Consider the following 16286-nt stretch of genomic DNA (forward strand, 5'->3'; position numbering starts at 1 on the left):
CCGTTGAGAGACCGATGCTTCCGACGCGCTGGCCAACCGATCCGCCCGTGCAGTCAGTCGCGCATGAATGCATTCTTTGCGATCCGAACGGCACCGAGATCCACGATCATGAGCCAATCGCCAAGTATGTAAATCGAGAATTGCAGCGCAAGCTTCGGCATCTTCGGCCGAGCAACCGAGGTCGGCCCAGAAGCAAGATGCAATTACAGTATCTCGCTGTCAGGCCAAGCAATCCGAGCGCTCAATTTCGCGATGGTGAAAGTCGACGGCAACATTGGAAGCTCCTTGGTGTTGTCGCGTCGTATGAGCGCTTCGTCAGGCTCATAACCTTGAGGTCGCTGGTTCAAATCCGGCTCCCGCAACCAACAGCACACTCAGACAGGTACGAGAGAATTGACCTGAATCGCCAAGGGGGCTACGCTAATCCGCGTATTAGCGTCTTAAGAGCATCGACGCATGCAAGGGAGTGTTATGGCGACTGAGAAGACTTTCGGCGGGGCCATCGCCGAGGCCCGGAAGGCAAAGAGCTGGAGCTTAAAGGATCTGGCATCGCGGATTTTGCGTGAAGATGAGGAGCCCATCTCACCGCAATACCTGAATGACATTGAACACGATCGCCGCAGCCCATCTTCTGATCGCATGGTGCAACAATTCGCCGACGTGCTCGGTATCAATCGCGATTGGCTCTACTATTTAGCAGGACGATTTCCTGAGGATGTACGAGTCCGCAACCTCACAGAAAAAGAAGTGACCGACGCGATGCTTGCTTTCCGAGGTGGGCCGCCGAAAGGAAGGACGCGGCGATAGGGTGCGATACGTTCCGGACAAGACTGGCAGATTTTCGCAGCGCCCGCACTTCAAGCCGCAGGAGCTTGATCGGGAGTGCGAGAGCATCGTTGCCAGCTTTCTGAAGGAGCGTCGTGGGGAAGTCAGCTATCCCATTTCAACGGACGAATTAACGGTTCTGATCGAGCGCGATACAGAATCCCTCGATCAATTCGCCGATCTTTCGGAGTACGGTCCCAATGTCGAGGGTCTGACCCTCTTTCAGCCCGGCCGTAAGCCGCAGGTCAAGATTTCGGCTCGTCTTGCGGAGGACGAACGTCGGCAAAATCGCCTTCGTACGACCTTGGCCCATGAGTACGGGCATGTCCGGTTTCATGCCATTCTCTGGGATATGGAGCCTCCCAGCGCCGATTTGCTGAAACGCAAACCTACCGCCAACATGCAAATCTGCTACCGCGATACCATGCTCGATGCGGTGCAGACGGATTGGATGGAGTGGCAGGCGGGATATGCGTGCGGTGCGTTCCTGATGCCGGCATCGGCGCTTCGGCGGCTCATCAGGTCGTACATGGAGCGGCACGGACTATTCGGAGTCGTCGGTGAACGCGATCCGCACGGACAGGATCTGATCGAAATTGTGAAGAGCGGGTTCGAGGTTTCCGGCGACGCCGCCCGCATCCGCCTGATCAAACTCGGAATTATCGGTCCGACTGGGGCCGGGCCCTCACTTTTCAACTTCTAATCCACAGGCACCGGGGCCCGGGAATGCCCTGGGTTGTAGTCGCTGAGGTTTTGTAGTACGCTCTTTAGCAGATCGGCGGATATGCTGCTGAGCTGAGAAAGGGAATGTCGATGTCGAAGCACTGCAAAACCGGCCTTGATAACCGTTGTCGCGACCGAGATGGCGAGATTCGTCGGAAGCGCGGCGATACCTTGGTTGGAACACTGCGCAAGACTTACGGGGATGACTTTGCGCCCAGCGTTCGCAGCGACATGCGACTCGACACGCTGCGCGATCGCATGGGCGCTTCGCTTTCCAAGATTCTCAAGGGAGACTGAATATGTCGGACCACCAGCACGAAGTGCGTATCCACATCGATCAGAAGCTGCTGCACTCGCCGAACCCGACATCGGGTGCCGATCTTTACGAGCTCGGGCATGTCCCGGACGGGAAGGTGCTCTACAAGGAGGTTCAGGGCGATCACGAAGACAAACTCGTGCGGATTGATAGCCCGAAGATCGAGCTGACCGAAGACGAGCACTTCCATAGCGGCGACGCTCCCGAGAAGCACTACGTCATCATCGTCAACACCGATCCCGTGGTCGTCGATCATGACGTTTTGACGTTTGACGAACTCGTCAAGATCGCGTTTCCAGTTCTCCCGACCGGCACAGACCCGGAATTCACGGTGAGCTTTGAACACGCCAAGAGCATTCCGCATCACGGCGACCTCCCGCAGGGAGGGTCTGTCACGGTCAAGAAACACGGTACCATCTTCGATGTCGATCATACCAATCGATCGTAGCCCTGACCTCCAGCGGCTGCGCAAGGAGGGCTACAATGTTCTGGTAACGAACGCCGGCAACCTGGTTGTTCAAGACGTGCCCTACGTCGACAGCAAGCGCGAGATCGCGATCGGCGCGCTCGCGTCAAACCTGGATCTTGCGGGCGATATCACCGCGCAGCCGCAGGATCACACCGCCAAATTCATCGGTGAATATCCCTGCGATAGCCAGGGGAACACGTTGACTGTCTTGCAGCATGCTAGCGGCTCGTTCGACCTTGGGAGCGGGTTTGTCGCCCAGCATTCCTTCTCGCGAAAGCCCGCCTGTGGGCATTACGAAAATTACTATGAAAAGATGACGGCCTATATCGCGCTTCTCGGCAAGCACGTCGCTGTCGTCGACCCTTTGGCTACAGCTAAAACCCACAGGGTCATTGAGCCTGAAGACGACAACTCACCTTTCAATTACCTCGATACGGCGTCGGCGCGCGCGGAAATTAACACCATCACCGCAAGGCTCGCCGATGATGCGATCGCGATTGTGGGGATTGGCGGGACCGGCTCTTACGTGCTCGACATGGTGGCCAAGACGCCCGTCAAGAAGGTCCACATTTTTGATGCCGACCGTTTCTTGACACACAACGCTTTCCGCGCGCCTGGCGCCCCGGCAATTGAGGAATTACGGGAGCAGCCGCTCAAAGTGGAGTATTTCGCGTCAATCTATGCCCATATGCATCGTGGAATCGTCCCGCATCCCTTCCATATTGATGCGACGAACCTCGACGAGTTGAGCGGCATGTCGTTCGTCTTTCTCTGCATGGAAGGGGGAGCTGCCAAGCGCGCAATCGTCGACAAGCTTGAAGCGCTCGGAATACCGTTCGCTGACGTCGGAATGGGCTTGTACGCCAAGCGCAATTCCCTTGGCGGTATGCTACGCAGCGTCATAAGCCTTCCAGATGCCCGCGAAAGCGCTCGTGCACGCATCCCTTTTGCGACCGACGATGTAAACAACGAATACGATAAGAACATCCAGGTTGCGGATCTCAACGCACTCAATGCTTGTCTCGCCGTGATCGCATGGAAGAAGCTGCGCGGCTTTTACTTTGACTTGGGTAAAGAGCGGTTTGTGTCATATACAATTGCAAACACCCTGCTCGCTAAGAGCGATACTCTATGAATAAGATCGACTCCATCCGCCCCGTATTTGTCGATCGGATACCCAAACTCCTCGACAATGGTGTTGTTTACATCTCGCAGAAATACGCGACCGCTGCTCATAACTGCTGTTGCGGGTGCGGTACCAAGATTGTGACGCCGCTTAAGCCGCGACGCTGGCGATTGGAGACGCAAGGCGACTCCGTAAGCATCTATCCGTCAATCGGCAATTGGAGTGCGGGCTGCCAATCTCACTACTGGATCAGGGACAACCGTATCGATTGGGCGCTTGGCTTTACCCCTGCTCAGATCGCAGCGAACCGCGCAAGTGACCAGCGCATGCGGCAACAGGCGCATGCGGAGCGTTACAGGAGTGAACGTGGATTTTGGGGACGCCGTTGGGACGCACTCAAAGACCTGTGGCAGGCGCTTACGAGTTGGTTCTAATTCCCTTAGGATCGCGACCGTCAGGAATTGCCGGATTCCGCAGCGCCACACGCTCCGGGGGAGGCGCGCAGATCGGCTTCAGCTCTGAGTTGCGGTCGGGGGCAAATCCGCGCGAATATCCTGTCAAATTCACGAACTACAATGTTCGGGAGCCTATGACTCTGTACTCGCCCCAACAGGGGGGCTACTTCGCCCACAAGGTAACCCTGGAGGGAATTGGAGAGGACACGCTCGCGCAATCTCTCTCCACGGCGCGCGTCGATACCCGATACCGTCATCGCCGAGCTGCTCGAAGCCAAGGCCAAAATGGTGAGGACACCGAAGCGTCCTTCCAAGAAACTCCGACGCGGACGAAGCGGTTCGCGCAGGATGGAAGGGTATAGCGGCTAAAACCAGATGGATACCAATACAAGTGAGGCGCCCCTGCCGAGAGATCGGCGGGGGCGTTCTGTGCCGATGAATGACGGGGACGCTATGATGAACGCGATCAACCGGAGCCACTACCATGCGCAAAGCAGAAGCCAGCGTCAGGCCGGCAGATGCCGTGTCCTGCTATATCCTTCAGATCGAGAATTGGGACTGGAGCTACAGTTTTGGCTTGAACGATCCTCGTTACGATGACCAGCGCCTATAGCGACCACCGCCATCTGGTTCTGCGCTCGAAACTGCTGCTTCCCAGCAAGCTCAAAAGCAAAGCAGAAAGTTCCGAGCTCACCTTCATGCCACATGCGCAGCTCGTAGCCTTCAAAGGAGCATGAACAAAGGCCGCTCGGCATGGGCTATATCGATCTGCGTGACGCGGGCGTATTGGGGATTCACCATGGCCGCCGATGCACTTGGTCCCGTCATGCAGATGCTGATCGGGGGACGCTTCAAGTTCATTATCCTGGACGGCGAGTCGATGAATTATCGGAAGGCACGAATCCGACACTACCGCTTCGAACCGCGGATGGAGCTTGATGACTATCCAGACGGATAGCCACGCCAATTGCGTGCCTAGCTCGGTAAACGCCACGGGGACGGATTGACGGTAGGTGCCTTCTCTGTTCTGCTACCAGAACGGGATTTTCGCTCGCCTCTCGCGGTTCGCGATGCCGCCGCGGCGTTCAGCTATTTTCTTATGGGCATTGGCGCTTATGACTCAAAAATTGATGCTGTGCAGGCTTGTCTGGGCTGAAGAGTACAAATCGAAAGACGAGCCCATTTTTGCAGGCAATATGAAGTATCCCGCCGCTCACGATCTCGCACTCGAGCGACTGAATTTTGCCGATGAGAACGGGGCGGTACGTGGCTTCGTTGAGAACCGCGGACAGAACTTCGACCTGCGCAAATTGGGAGCGAGGGAGTCCAATGACGCTGTCTCTGGAGTGACCATCATCTTTTGCGCTGTCGATGAACGAAGCAGGAAGTTGCGCGTGGTCGGCTGGTACGAGAATGCGACCGTGTATCATAAGCTCCAGAAGCCGAAAAAGGGCTCGATCCGCGGAAATTGGGAGTATTATTTCGAGGCCTCATCGAAGGACGCTCATCTGATACCCGGAACGGCGCGCGACCTCGTCGTGCCCCGAAAGACTAGGACCACTGATAAGGGCTTCATCGGACAGCGCTGCGTGTTTTATCCGGCCGATAACCCGAACTATGAGCGGTTTCTGAAGAGCTTCGAGCTACTCCGAAATGATGAGTTGGTTCGTGGCTCTGACGACATCGACCAGAGCGAGTTTCAGGAAGGGCAGCGAGCCTCGCGCGAAACGAGATATTTTGCGCGCAATCCAAAGCTGGTGAAAGCCGCGAAAATCCACTACGGCACCAGTTGCCTTGCATGCGGCTTCAACTTCGCGGAATTCTACGGCGATATCGGCGAGGAATTTATCGAAGTCCATCACAAGCGGCAGATGGCGGACGACAAGGTTCGGTTAAAGACCGTCGCTGATGTGGATGTCCTGTGCGCCAATTGTCATCGCATGGTTCACAGGCGCGCCGTCCCGCTTACGCTTGCGGAACTCAAGGCCTTGATCCGCGAACAACAGAAACCTCGCAAACGCGCCTAGAACTGACCTCTTTCTGTTGGGGCGCCCGGCTGCGCCGGTCAGGCTCTACACCTCCGGTTGCGCGGCGTGGAGCCGCGAGGTCTCCGCCCTACGGGTAACGATCCTTCGCGCTGCTCAGCAGATGGGTTATCGTGTCAAGTCGACGAGCGGTTTGCAGGCAAGCCAGGATGCCGCGATGAGGTCGATGGCATCTTCTTGTCGAAGCTCCGGGCAGCGGTCGTAGCGGAATATGACGCCCATCTGGATTTGATAGTTCGTGCCTTTCTTGTCGGCAAAGGCCCCGTAGGCTGCCGACAGCCAGCGCGGCTGCACCTTGGGCGGTCCGCCGGATGCTAACGCCGTGCGGAGATCGAAATCGATCCTCGCATCAATGAACGGCACTGCCCTTTGCGAGGGGTAGCGCCTCTGGACACCACGGAACCACGGCGTTGCGGCCTTATGGCGCCGCAGGAGCGGCTTCATTCTGGCGAGGATATCCCGGATCAACTCTTCAAACCCCTGCTCCCCGAGATTGACGAGGTTTCGCCGCATCCTGCTGTTGACGGAATTCGGCACGGTTACCACCGCCTCGATCGCGCTGGCGACGATCCCGAGCGTCAGGTGCGGATACTTCGTGAAGTTCTCATCTTTCGACTTTCGACGCGCTCGAAAGCGAAAGAAAATCCCATACGGCATCTCCCTGCCGACCCGTAATAGCCGGACGGCCCGGGGCCTTGGGGGTCATGCCGAGAACCGCGCGGAGGTCGCGGTTGCCGCGCAACTCACCAAGCGCAAGACCAAGCACCCGCTTGCCTTCGAGATAGGTGAAAGGGTGGCCTATGTCGGCTTCTGAAGATCAATGTCTTTTGGATTGGCTGCAAGCAGTTGAAATAAGGCTCGGTCGCCCATGTATTTCGCGGCCTGTCGGGTCTTCTCTCGTCCTGCGAGCAAGGTTCTCTCGGATTGATCGCGAACTTGCCAATCCCAACCCCGTCTGCCTCTGTCTTTTAGGACAATCTCCAACATCGTCAGACATTGCCCTCAGCCTGCCGGTGAGCGTATCCGGATCAATACGGGACCCAGCTCGAGCCATGTCGCCTCGGCGCCCCTGGATTTAAGTATGTGAAAGCCGGAACTGACCGTTCCACACAAACTCTCGTATCCGCCCTCTAAACCGCGCAGGGCGGTTCGCGTGAAGCGATCACTGGCTTCTTCACCTCCAGGAAGCCAGGGGTCCACAGGAGACCTGGATTTGAACCAGAAGTCCCCCTTATTGGTGAACGTCGTGAATCCTGACGCATTTTCGGGAAAGGGCAGCATCATTGTAGTTGAATACTCGGACCCGGAAGCGGCAATGAGAGCGGCTAAGAAGATCGCTGAAGAGACCGGACGCACGGTCACAGTGCGCGATGAAAACATGAACGTGCTTGGTACGATACCGAAACCTACTGCGCATTGAATGGCATCTCAGGGCACGGGCACGCCGCTGTCTCTGAATGCTCGTGCGCACGTAGCTACGCGCTTTCGCAAAGTCCGGCAGAACGGGTGCCATACGACAGCGGCATCGAAGATGCGCTCGCTTGCGTTTTTTCCCGACAAATGCCGCTTTCACCTGTCTCGTAGCCGGGGATCTTTCAACATCCCCTGCATGAGCGTAAAACTGCGCTTACCCTGGGCCCACGAACTGCCCTATGCGTAAGATTGGATGAGATATTGTATAGCTGGTGTGGGGAAAGGCGGTAGCGCTCTCCCGCTACCATCGATCCCCCCGACAGAGCCATGTTCGGGAAAAGGGTCGGATTTTCGCGGAGTGTGGCGAGACGTCCCTTGATATCGATCCGCACACTGCGGTCGTCCTCAGCGTTGGCTTTGGTTCCGGCGCCGCCCGGACGGCTGGGGCTGGCATGGACGACAATTGCCGTCACCGACTCTCGGATGGTTGCGAACTCGGTCGGGGCGCCGCACTTCAACTCCTGCGCCAATTCCATCGCAGCACGCTTGTAGCGGTCGAGAGCCTTCAGGTGCAGGGCAATCACGCTGTCGGCTTCGTTTGCAGCCTCGAGCTCTTTCGCCGAGCATTTTGCGCTCGGCCTCCAGCTCACGCATTCGCGGGATAAGTTGCTCAGGCGGCGCGCCCTGTGTGATCGCATCGATGACGCGCCTGATCTCCCGCTCGATCTCGCCAAGGCGCCATTCGGTGTTCTGACGCGGTCGGCGTTCGCCTCCTTCTTCCAACCGCTTGCGCTCGGTATTGTAGGCATCGACATAATCGGCAATTAGCGCGGGCTGAGCGAAGTGCTGGTGCAGTCCCTTGATCGCGAGCGCTTCGATGTCGTCCAAGCAGACGCGACGGCTGTTCTCGCACGAACCGCTCTCGCGATACGCAGTACATTGCCGGCACAGACCCTTTGCGTCGCTCTCGATTGATGCCATGCCGCTGCCGCGGCAGCCGCACTTGATGAATCCAGAAAGGATCCGCTTCGGTTTGGCCGAGAGTAAACCGCCCAGCCGTGGCTTTCGACTCGGCCCGAGAATTGAAGTGGAAATGATGACCGAGGTAGACCCTGGCCGTTGTTGCACAAACCATTTGCGACCCCTTGCTTAAAGCGGGGTTCGCGGCAAGTGGAGCGGTCGTTCCACTGAGAAGTCCACGGAAACTTCATCGGCTTGATGCCAGGCATAGTCCGGTCGGTTGGGCTCCAAGGCCGCGACCTTGCAGTCCATTGACTTACATCAAACTAAAGCAAATCCATCACCGCTAAACTGATTTATTCGAAAGCCCGGGGGCGCGATATGAGGAACCGATGCTTAAAGCCGCTAATCATTGCCGGTCTGGCCGCTGTTTTCGCCGCGGCCGCCCACGCTGAAGATGCCGATGTCGGGAAGGCAGAGTTTCAGGCTTCGTGCGCAAGCTGCCATGGTGCGGATGGACGAGGCAAAGGACCGGTCAGCGAGCAGCTGAAGGTGCCACCTGCCGATTTGACGGCGTTGGCGAAGCACAACAACGGGGTCTTTCCCATAAACGCCGTTTACGAAACCATAGATGGACGGAAAGCAATTTCCGCGCACGGCACCCACGAGATGCCCATTTGGGGAGAACGGTTCAACCCCGTCAAGGGCCTGCCTCACACTGTTGATCCGACCTACGACGCGCTCGATCCTTCGCGGGACTTGCGGGAAGTCGTCGTGCGGACGCGCATCCTCGCCGTCATCGATTACCTGAATCGTATTCAGCAAAAGTAAGCGCGCCACAAAGGCGTCCGGGTCGCGGTGCTGCCGACGCTGCTCGGCAGCGGCAACGCGATCTGCCGCCATAGACGAGCGGCATCCGCACGCGCCGCAAGGCAGTTGCCGCATCATTGATCCCTGTCAAGGCCGCTGCGAGCAGAGCCGCTAGTGGTCATAGGAAAGTGGAGGATCAACGATGACCAGCATAATGCTTGACGCCCAGCAAATTCAGAATGCCCCGGCTCCTGTTCGCCTCTGGCTTGAGCAGCAGATATCGGCGGTTCTGGGTCCGGTGTCGGTACCCGGAGCGTCGCAGCCTCGCCTGGTTGCCTGCACGGAAGTCCAGGCAGCGAACCTTCTCAATCGAATCAGACAGGCGCCGTCTGCTGTCGAAGTGTTCTTCGGGCTCGCCCATCCCGAAATCTCGTTCGGCGAGCCGCCGGTCGTGACGTTCCGTCTCCTCGATCTTCAGCGTCGTGCTGGTTTGGAGAACATCACCAAGCTCCTGGAATGTCTCGACCTGATCAACCGGGTGTTTGCGGAGATATGTGACGATCCGGCAGCGCGGTTCTGTGATTTTGACGCCGCAGGGCATTGCTCGATTCTGCCGGCCACTCAGGGCAGCATCGCTGCATTATGGAAGGCAATCGTCGCGGCGGAGCGGCCTGGCGTGCTGCCGATCGCCGCAGCCGAATAGGCGAGGCGGCGCGAGATGGACCCGAGAAGACCCTGCTGCAAGTTGGCACGGAAGTGGTCCGACCGCCTGTCGTCATTCCTCGTCGTCATGACGTGGATGCTCCTGCTCTGGCCCGGGCAAGTGCAAGCAGGGGAAATCCGGGATATGCAACCGCTTGCGCCCCTGGTCGGGAAGGTCATCCAAAGTGTCGTCGGCATAAGGGTCAGCACGGAGGCTACGGCAGCCGCCCGGTCAATGGACTCCGGTCCCGAGCTTCCCAATGGACCGCCTCGCACGACGAACGACGTGTATGGTGCGGGCGTCATCATCAAGGCGGAGTCCGGATTGATCGTAACAACCAACCATCTGGTCAGCGGCGCCAAGACGCTTGCGGTCCGATTGTCCGACGGGCGCCAGCTTGACGCCAGATTCGTGGTGGCCGACGAGAGATATGACCTGGCCATGCTGAGAATTTCGGCCTCCGGCCTGACCGCAGCCCGCGTCGGTCGATCGATCGACGCCGAGCCCGGGGATTTCGTCCTAGCGGTCGGCGGCTCCTCGGGATCCGCTCCAAGCGTTAGCTTCGGCATTGTCAGCGCTCTGCATCGTTCGCGGCCTGGCATCCCCTGCCAGGATCTCATTCAGACCGACGCCTTGCTGGATCGCGGCAGTTCAGGCGGAGCTCTATTCAATCTGCGGGGCGAAGTGATCGGCATTGTTGCCGCCGGCGTCGATGAGACCGAATCCGAGCGCGCCTTCGGCCTCGCTATTCCCTCCGATGCCATCGATCGTCTCTACATCAGAATGAATTAGGCGTTCCACGGATCGCGGATCGCGGATCGCTTTGAGGTGTGACTGATTTGATTAGCAAGCTGAATGGTTGCCCGCTCAATGATCGTGCACCGATCAGTAGACCATGATCGGCGTTTCCAGAAGGTGATCGTTCACAGCAACGACACCGGGGATTGCCTCGGCGGCAATCCGGATCGCCGTGCGCTCGGCGGCGGATGGCGCATATCCCCACAGGTCGACGACGCCGTTCTGTACGGTCGCGGTCAGATTGAATGTGTGTGCCCATGGTTGCCCGCGAAGCTCGCCGAGCAATCTCTTTCTGATGACGGAATCGGCAGGCGAATTCTCCAGCTTCGGCCGGGCGCTCGCGACAGCCTGGAGCAGATTGGCCCGGCTGACGATGCCGACGAGGTGGCCGGTTTCATCGACGATGGGTATGCGCTTGATGCCATGCTTTTCGAGCAGCATCGCAATTTCATGCAGAGGCGTCTCCGGCGTCGCGGTCACGACCTTGCGGGTCATGATGTCTGCGATCTTGACAGCATGGGACTTCACGTAGTCGGACGCCATTTGCGCGTCTCCGACCAGAAGCCGCAGCCACCAGGAATACGGGCGCTCGGTGCCGGCTTCAGTCCGATGCATCAAGTCGCTTTCCGTGACGATCCCGACGAGTTCGCTGTCCTTGCCCACAACGGGGACGGCGCTGATGCGGTGCTGGAGCAGCAGGGAAGCGACTAGTCGAACCGTTGCGTTGGAGTCCACCGTGATGACGGGTGACACCATGACGTCGCGTGCTTGCATGATCGTGCTCTCTGTAGCCGGGAAGATGTCGCATCCTGCGGGATCGTGCGGATGCGTGATTTGACCCCGATCAATCGATTCGGAGTTCCCTGGTCCTAGAGAGGACCGTTGAAGCGGAGGATGTCGAGATGGCAGGAATTCCAAAGAACGCGCTCGTGTTTGTCGGAGACGGGCGCAAGGCGCTGCTGCTCCGCAACGAAGGCGACGATCGGTTCCCCAGCCTGAAGGCGGAGGCGGTGTTCGAAGATCGCAACCCGCCAACGCATCTGCAAGGCACGGACCGCCCGGGACACTTCATAAAGGGGATCGTCTCCGGTCGGCGGGGAGCCGTCGAACCGACGAACTGGCACGAACTCGAGGAGTATCGGTTCACAAGGCGAATTGCGCGGGCTGCGGAGGAGATTGTCCGGAGTGGACGGACGACGGCGCTTGTCATCGTTGCTCCGCCGCGCACGCTGGCACAGCTTCGGGCGACACTGCATCCCGATGTCAAGCGTCACATCATTGCGGAGATTCCCAAGGACCTGACGAGGCTTCCCGTCGGGGAAATTGAAAGGCACATTATGGAGGCGCTCGCGTCGCCTACACGATAGACGCTGTACGGCCGACAGTGTCTCAAGAGCGAGTTCAAGAGTAAGTCCGTCTCGTCGTATAGAACAGCCAGATTGCGACAACGGCCAGCAACACTGACATTATGCGCCCGATGAGCATTGTGTTTGCCCGCTTTTCGATGGTTGGCCGGATGGCGTTCGCTGAAATCACGACAGCCGCATGAATTGCGGTCGCTATCGCAATGTACGTCGTCAGCAGGATCGCTGTCTGCTGAAGCAGTGGCCGTGCCTCATCGATGAACGTCGGAAAAATCGATAGATAGAAAGCGCCGGCCTTGGGATTGAGTAGATTGGTAATCAAGCCCCTGAAGAAGAATTTGGAGTGCGCCGCCGCATCGACTGGCTTGACGATCTCTCGCGGAGCATCGCGCCATCCTTGCCAGGCAAGCCAAAGCAGGTAGAGCGCGCCACCCCAGCGAAGGGCTTCGTAAAGCGGGGTGGAGGTCGCGACGAGAGCTGCAAGGCCGAGGGATGATGCGATCCCAACTCCTAATAAGCCGCAGGCGACACCAGCCGTTGCGGCAAGACCGGCTCGCCGACCGACCGAAACGGCCAGTACCGCGAGATAGCCCATGTTAGGTCCCGGTGTCAGTTCGATGAGCGTGGCCGTGAGTGCGAAAGCAAATAGAGAGTTTCCACCCATGGTTCGATCCGTGCGTTTCCGAGGCGGGATTGCCCTAGATGTTGGTTTGATGGCTTGATCACGGTCAAATTTTCCATTTCGAGCTTACGTGGGTGCTGCCGGCAAGGGCGGCAACAGCCGCGAGCTTCTGCGAGTAGCTTTCGACGTGGGCAAATCGGGCTGGCGGTCCCGTCCTCTACCGGCGCTGCCCATGTGAGCTGACAACCCGCCGAGCGATCTTGCGGCGAAAACCAGCGGTTACAAAACCTGCGCGGTTTATTGATCCAGGTCAGCCCGGCCTTCCGTTTTTGACCGATGCTGGCGGATCATCGCGTACAAAAAAACTCTAGGGAGAGTGCCATGTTGGCGTCGGATGTCATGCGTACGTCGTTCGTGACGATCAAACCCGCCGCGCCATTGCTCGATGCCGTTCGTCTATTGCTGGAAACTGGCCAGCGCGGCTTGCCTGTGCTCGATGGCTCAGGGGCGCTGATCGGTGTTATCTCCGAGGGCGACTTCCTTCACCGCCGCGAACTCGGCGTGCATTGGCCAGAGGGCTTTTGGCTCGAATGGCTGCTGAGCAGAGAGGAGGGGCGGCTGGTCCGCGAGCGGACCCGGGCCCTGAGTGTCGACGCCGTGATGAGCCGCAAGCCCATTTGCGTCGATGAATGCGCGACTGTGGACGAGATCGTTGTCGAAATGGACAAGCATCAGATATCGCAAGTCATGGTCCTCCGGGATACTCGTGTCGTTGGCATCGTTGGCCGCGTGCAGCTGATCACCGCGCTTGAGCGAATACTCGCGCGATCCGAGGGCGACTGATGCGGAGGCCGCCCGGCAGTCAGGTGTGGGGCGTGCGATTGATCCGAGCGCGCTTCGGGTCGAGTGCAAGAACAGCAAGAAGCAGGCTCATGCCGTACCTTGCCCTCAAGGAAAGCTATCGCTGAATTGACCCTGCTCAAGGTTTCCGCGGAGGCGATCGCGGATGCTGGCAGTGTCCATCGGGCGCTGATGAGGTTCGCCATGACTGACCGAATGAAGTTGCCGGCCGTCGAGCAACCCGTGAAATCTGAAGCAGATAGTGGTTGCGAGAGGTCGGCTGATCGCCGCTGGCTACTGGATGCGTTGGAAGACGACGAGGTTCGTGAGGCCCTGAAGGACAATATGGCGCCCACATCCTCCGAGACGGACGGCATGCCGGCGCATGACTGACGAACGCGATCTGCCATCGGCTCGTCCGAACCCGAGGCGGGCCCACCGCGTCGACAGGATCGCGGCATTCCCGGGAGAGCAGCCCCAGGACGCGCAGGGGGACAGTCGCGCGCCCAGCCTTCTGCGCAGCATCCTGCAATCGCCAAGCTACCAAGAAGCGGATCGGGACGGAGAGTTCCTGCAGAGCGAAGCCGCACGCGGCATTCGTCTCCAACTTGATTTCCTCAAGGCCGAGACCCTGCTCCGGGAACATCAGATCGCTCATACGATCGTCGTCTTTGGCAGCACTCGCATCTGCGAAGCGCAAGCGGCCCGTCGGGCCGTCGCCTCGATAGCTGGCGAGCTCTCGTTGAATCCCGATGATGACGGTTTGCAGCGCCGTCTCAAGACGGCACGGAGTATTGCGGCGAAGAGCAAGTATTACAGGATCGCGCGCGAGTTCGGCCAGATCGTCGGTGCCGCGGGCGAAAAGGCCATCGGTGGCCGCCTCATGATCATGACCGGTAGCGGCCCGGGCATCATGGAAGCAGCCAACCGGGGTGCGCGCGACGTCGGGGCCCAGTCGATCGGACTGAACATCACGCTTCCGAAGGAGCAGGACCCGAACCAATATGTCACGCCCGAGCTCTGCTTCAAGTTTCACTATTTCGCGATGCGAAAGTTGCATCTCCTGATGCGCGCGAGGGCGCTGGTGGCATTCCCGGGCGGGTTTGGCACAATGGACGAACTGTTCGAAGTGCTGTCATTGGCGCAAACCCGAAAGATCGCGCCGGTTCCGGTCGTGCTGGTCGGCGAGTCGTATTGGCGTCGCGCGTTTGATCCAGACTTCCTCGTCGAGGAGGGGGTCATCGATCCGGAAGACAGGGACCTGTTTTGGTTTGCAGAATCCGCCGAGGAAGCCTGGCAGGGCATTCTGCGGTGGTACCAGGCGGCGGGCCAGCCGCTGCTTCCGATTGGAGAAGTCGCCTCACGGCGCAAGTCGATCAGTCGAGAGGTCGAATCGTGAAATTATCCTTTCATGGCGCCGATCGCGCGGTGACCGGGTCCTGTCACCTGGTCGAATGCCTGAATCGTCGCATCCTGGTCGATTGCGGTCTGTTTCAGGGAAGCCGCGACCTGGTGGAAGAGAACATCGCGGCTTTCGGGTTCGATCCTGCAACCATTGACTATGTTCTGCTGACCCATGCCCACCTGGATCACTGCGGCAGGATTCCATTACTCGCCAAGCGAGGGTTCAGAGGTGAGGTGATCTCGACTGCGGCTAGTCGCGAATTGGCCCGTCTCGTGCTGGTCGATGCCGCACATCTTCAGGAGGAGGACGCGCAGCGGAGAGCCCGCCAATGGCGCAGGCGTGGGGAAGAGGATCCGCCTTTGCCGCTCTACAGCGTCGTCGAAGCGCTTGATTGCTTCGATCGATTTGGAAGGACGGCAGAGTATGGACAGCCGCTGCAACTCGCAGAGGGACTCCGCGCGACCTTCTTCGATGCCGGCCATATCCTGGGCTCCGCGAGCATCCTGATCGAGGCTGCCGAGCACGACCGCACGCGTTCGGTGCTGTTCTCGGGCGATCTTGGCAACGCGGGTCGCCCGCTGCTGCGGCTGCCGTGCCCTCCCGCTCGCGCCGACATTATCGTCATGGAATCGACATATGGTGACAGGCGCCATCGGTCGCTGCAAGACTCCATCGAGGAGCTCTACGGCGCGGTCAGCAGCACGCTGGCGCGCGGTGGCAACGTCATCATCCCGACCTTCGCGCTCGAGCGCGCCCAGGAGATCCTCTATGCCCTGCGCCAGGGGGTGGCGTGCAGCAGGTTGCCGCCAGCCGTGCCGATCTTCCTGGATTCGCCGATGGCGATCTCGGCGACCGAGATATTCAAGCGGCATCCCGAATGTCTGAGCTCCGAGGCCGCCTCCATGTTTCGTGAAGGCCGGGATCCGCTGCAGCCGGCGAATCTGCGTCTCGTCCGCGAGAGTGCTGATTCGGTCGCCATCAACAGGATAACGGGCGGTGCCGTCATCATGGCCGGGTCCGGGATGTGCACGGGCGGCAGAATTTGCCATCATCTCCGGCACAACATCTGGCGCAAGGAATCGGCGGTCGTATTCGTCGGATACGCCGCCTCGGGAACGATTGCGCGGCAGATTATCGATGGGGCCAAGTCGGTGCGGCTGTTCGGCGAGGACATTGCGGTTCGCAGCGCGGTCTACACGATCAACGGATTTTCAGCTCACGCCGATCAGCCGGAACTGCTCGCATGGCGACGCGCGATCGAGGGATGCGAGGCAACGTTCCTGGTCCATGGCGAAGAGCCCGCCATGCAGGCGCTCGCTGCGCATTTGGAGGGACAGCGGGTGGAGCTACCGCGTCTGGGAGACGTATTCGATCTATAGGCGGTCTGCGAAGATGAGCCGGACGATCCTCGG

General features: G+C 59.1%; 22 protein-coding genes. 18 read left to right on the plus strand and 4 right to left on the minus strand.

Features of this window, described 5'->3' with window-relative positions; genetic code table 11:
• Positions 1-471: 471 nt before the first annotated feature.
• From H8A92_RS05585 to H8A92_RS05625, 9 genes are all read left to right on the plus strand, one after another.
• Complete coding sequence (locus tag H8A92_RS05585) at positions 472-807, plus strand: helix-turn-helix domain-containing protein (protein WP_229194844.1); 336 nt, start codon at positions 472-474, stop codon at positions 805-807.
• Position 808: 1 nt separating this feature from the next.
• Entirely contained in the window at positions 809-1528 is a 720-nt protein-coding gene (locus H8A92_RS05590; protein WP_229194845.1) for an ImmA/IrrE family metallo-endopeptidase, read from the plus strand.
• Between the two features lie 104 nt (positions 1529-1632).
• Positions 1633-1845 (plus strand): hypothetical protein, encoded by a 213-nt coding sequence (locus tag H8A92_RS05595; protein WP_420831293.1) that lies wholly within the window; start codon positions 1633-1635, stop codon positions 1843-1845.
• Between the two features lie 2 nt (positions 1846-1847).
• A complete protein-coding gene (locus H8A92_RS05600; protein ID WP_229194846.1) occupies positions 1848-2312 on the plus strand; it encodes a multiubiquitin domain-containing protein in 465 nt (154 codons plus the stop codon).
• The gene (locus H8A92_RS05605; protein WP_229194847.1) at positions 2287-3468 is read left to right on the plus strand and encodes a ThiF family adenylyltransferase; all 1182 of its coding nucleotides are present in this window, start codon (positions 2287-2289) and stop codon (positions 3466-3468) included. The genes H8A92_RS05600 and H8A92_RS05605 overlap by 26 nt, the downstream gene beginning before the upstream one ends.
• Complete coding sequence (locus tag H8A92_RS05610) at positions 3465-3893, plus strand: ubiquitination-like system serine protease family protein (RefSeq protein ID WP_229194848.1); 429 nt, start codon at positions 3465-3467, stop codon at positions 3891-3893. The genes H8A92_RS05605 and H8A92_RS05610 overlap by 4 nt, the downstream gene beginning before the upstream one ends.
• A gap of 617 nt (positions 3894-4510) precedes the next feature.
• Positions 4511-4651 (plus strand): hypothetical protein, encoded by a 141-nt coding sequence (locus H8A92_RS05615; RefSeq protein ID WP_229194849.1) that lies wholly within the window; start codon positions 4511-4513, stop codon positions 4649-4651.
• Between the two features lie 62 nt (positions 4652-4713).
• A complete protein-coding gene (locus H8A92_RS05620; protein WP_229194850.1) occupies positions 4714-4872 on the plus strand; it encodes a hypothetical protein in 159 nt (52 codons plus the stop codon).
• A 55-nt stretch (positions 4873-4927) separates the two neighbouring features.
• Complete coding sequence (locus H8A92_RS05625) at positions 4928-5941, plus strand: HNH endonuclease (RefSeq protein WP_229194851.1); 1014 nt, start codon at positions 4928-4930, stop codon at positions 5939-5941.
• Positions 5942-6067: 126 nt separating this feature from the next.
• On the opposite strand, the gene H8A92_RS05630 is transcribed toward H8A92_RS05625, so the two are convergent.
• Complete coding sequence (locus H8A92_RS05630) at positions 6068-6616, minus strand: hypothetical protein (RefSeq protein WP_229194852.1); 549 nt, start codon at positions 6614-6616, stop codon at positions 6068-6070.
• A gap of 556 nt (positions 6617-7172) precedes the next feature.
• Between H8A92_RS05630 and H8A92_RS05635 the strand changes: the two genes are divergently transcribed.
• Entirely contained in the window at positions 7173-7379 is a 207-nt protein-coding gene (locus H8A92_RS05635) for a hypothetical protein (protein WP_229194853.1), read from the plus strand.
• A gap of 398 nt (positions 7380-7777) precedes the next feature.
• Here the strand turns inward: H8A92_RS05635 and H8A92_RS05640 are convergent, their stop codons facing one another.
• Positions 7778-8260: a hypothetical protein gene (locus H8A92_RS05640; RefSeq protein WP_229194854.1), complete on the minus strand. Its 483-nt coding sequence runs from the start codon at positions 8258-8260 to the stop codon at positions 7778-7780.
• 453 nt (positions 8261-8713) lie between these two features.
• Here H8A92_RS05640 and H8A92_RS05645 point away from each other — a divergent pair, with 453 nt between their 5' ends.
• The 3 genes from H8A92_RS05645 (at position 8714) to H8A92_RS05655 (ending at position 10637) form a co-directional block, all read left to right on the plus strand.
• Entirely contained in the window at positions 8714-9163 is a 450-nt protein-coding gene (locus H8A92_RS05645; RefSeq protein WP_229194855.1) for a c-type cytochrome, read from the plus strand.
• Positions 9164-9344: 181 nt separating this feature from the next.
• A complete protein-coding gene (locus tag H8A92_RS05650; protein WP_229194856.1) occupies positions 9345-9845 on the plus strand; it encodes a hypothetical protein in 501 nt (166 codons plus the stop codon).
• A gap of 144 nt (positions 9846-9989) precedes the next feature.
• Positions 9990-10637 carry a S1C family serine protease gene (locus H8A92_RS05655; RefSeq protein ID WP_229194857.1) on the plus strand — a complete coding sequence of 216 codons (648 nt, stop codon included), beginning with the start codon at positions 9990-9992 and terminating at the stop codon, positions 10635-10637.
• A gap of 93 nt (positions 10638-10730) precedes the next feature.
• On the opposite strand, the gene H8A92_RS05660 is transcribed toward H8A92_RS05655, so the two are convergent.
• A complete protein-coding gene (locus H8A92_RS05660) occupies positions 10731-11417 on the minus strand; it encodes a CBS domain-containing protein (RefSeq protein ID WP_229194858.1) in 687 nt (228 codons plus the stop codon).
• 128 nt (positions 11418-11545) lie between these two features.
• Between H8A92_RS05660 and H8A92_RS05665 the strand changes: the two genes are divergently transcribed.
• Positions 11546-12010: a host attachment protein gene (locus H8A92_RS05665; RefSeq protein ID WP_229194859.1), complete on the plus strand. Its 465-nt coding sequence runs from the start codon at positions 11546-11548 to the stop codon at positions 12008-12010.
• Between the two features lie 34 nt (positions 12011-12044).
• On the opposite strand, the gene H8A92_RS05670 is transcribed toward H8A92_RS05665, so the two are convergent.
• Positions 12045-12671, minus strand: coding sequence for a LysE family translocator (locus H8A92_RS05670; protein WP_229194860.1), 627 nt, complete (start codon positions 12669-12671; stop codon positions 12045-12047).
• 339 nt (positions 12672-13010) lie between these two features.
• Between H8A92_RS05670 and H8A92_RS05675 the strand changes: the two genes are divergently transcribed.
• The 4 genes from H8A92_RS05675 to H8A92_RS05690 all read left to right on the plus strand — a co-directional run bounded on the left by H8A92_RS05675 (position 13011) and on the right by H8A92_RS05690 (position 16253).
• On the plus strand, positions 13011-13472 hold the full coding sequence (locus H8A92_RS05675; RefSeq protein ID WP_229194861.1) for a CBS domain-containing protein: 462 nt from the start codon (positions 13011-13013) through the stop codon (positions 13470-13472).
• Positions 13473-13598: 126 nt separating this feature from the next.
• Complete coding sequence (locus tag H8A92_RS05680; protein ID WP_229194862.1) at positions 13599-13862, plus strand: hypothetical protein; 264 nt, start codon at positions 13599-13601, stop codon at positions 13860-13862.
• Positions 13855-14868, plus strand: coding sequence for an LOG family protein (locus H8A92_RS05685; RefSeq protein WP_229194863.1), 1014 nt, complete (start codon positions 13855-13857; stop codon positions 14866-14868). Before H8A92_RS05680 ends, H8A92_RS05685 begins: the two co-directional genes overlap by 8 nt.
• The gene (locus tag H8A92_RS05690; protein ID WP_229194864.1) at positions 14865-16253 is read left to right on the plus strand and encodes an MBL fold metallo-hydrolase; all 1389 of its coding nucleotides are present in this window, start codon (positions 14865-14867) and stop codon (positions 16251-16253) included. Before H8A92_RS05685 ends, H8A92_RS05690 begins: the two co-directional genes overlap by 4 nt.
• The last annotated feature ends 33 nt before the right edge of the window (positions 16254-16286 follow it).

It is taken from the genome of Bradyrhizobium acaciae (assembly GCF_020889785.1).
Classification (GTDB): domain Bacteria; phylum Pseudomonadota; class Alphaproteobacteria; order Rhizobiales; family Xanthobacteraceae; genus Bradyrhizobium; species Bradyrhizobium acaciae.

Bases quoted from the DNA above. Each gene is read 5' to 3' on its own strand.
- H8A92_RS05585 (WP_229194844.1), top strand. From the start codon at position 472: ATGGCGACTGAGAAGACTTTCGGCGGGGCCATCGCCGAGGCCCGGAAG.
- H8A92_RS05595 (WP_420831293.1), top strand. From the start codon at position 1,633: ATGTCGATGTCGAAGCACTGCAAAACCGGCCTTGATAACCGTTGTCGC.
- H8A92_RS05600 (WP_229194846.1), top strand. From the start codon at position 1,848: ATGTCGGACCACCAGCACGAAGTGCGTATCCACATCGATCAGAAGCTG.
- H8A92_RS05605 (WP_229194847.1), top strand. From the start codon at position 2,287: ATGTCGATCATACCAATCGATCGTAGCCCTGACCTCCAGCGGCTGCGC.
- H8A92_RS05610 (WP_229194848.1), top strand. From the start codon at position 3,465: ATGAATAAGATCGACTCCATCCGCCCCGTATTTGTCGATCGGATACCC.
- H8A92_RS05615 (WP_229194849.1), top strand. From the start codon at position 4,511: ATGACCAGCGCCTATAGCGACCACCGCCATCTGGTTCTGCGCTCGAAA.
- H8A92_RS05620 (WP_229194850.1), top strand. From the start codon at position 4,714: ATGGCCGCCGATGCACTTGGTCCCGTCATGCAGATGCTGATCGGGGGA.
- H8A92_RS05630 (WP_229194852.1), bottom strand. From the start codon at position 6,616: ATGCCGTATGGGATTTTCTTTCGCTTTCGAGCGCGTCGAAAGTCGAAA.
- H8A92_RS05645 (WP_229194855.1), top strand. From the start codon at position 8,714: ATGAGGAACCGATGCTTAAAGCCGCTAATCATTGCCGGTCTGGCCGCT.
- H8A92_RS05650 (WP_229194856.1), top strand. From the start codon at position 9,345: ATGACCAGCATAATGCTTGACGCCCAGCAAATTCAGAATGCCCCGGCT.
- H8A92_RS05655 (WP_229194857.1), top strand. From the start codon at position 9,990: ATGCAACCGCTTGCGCCCCTGGTCGGGAAGGTCATCCAAAGTGTCGTC.
- H8A92_RS05660 (WP_229194858.1), bottom strand. From the start codon at position 11,417: ATGCAAGCACGCGACGTCATGGTGTCACCCGTCATCACGGTGGACTCC.
- H8A92_RS05665 (WP_229194859.1), top strand. From the start codon at position 11,546: ATGGCAGGAATTCCAAAGAACGCGCTCGTGTTTGTCGGAGACGGGCGC.
- H8A92_RS05670 (WP_229194860.1), bottom strand. From the start codon at position 12,671: ATGGGTGGAAACTCTCTATTTGCTTTCGCACTCACGGCCACGCTCATC.
- H8A92_RS05675 (WP_229194861.1), top strand. From the start codon at position 13,011: ATGTTGGCGTCGGATGTCATGCGTACGTCGTTCGTGACGATCAAACCC.
- H8A92_RS05685 (WP_229194863.1), top strand. From the start codon at position 13,855: ATGACTGACGAACGCGATCTGCCATCGGCTCGTCCGAACCCGAGGCGG.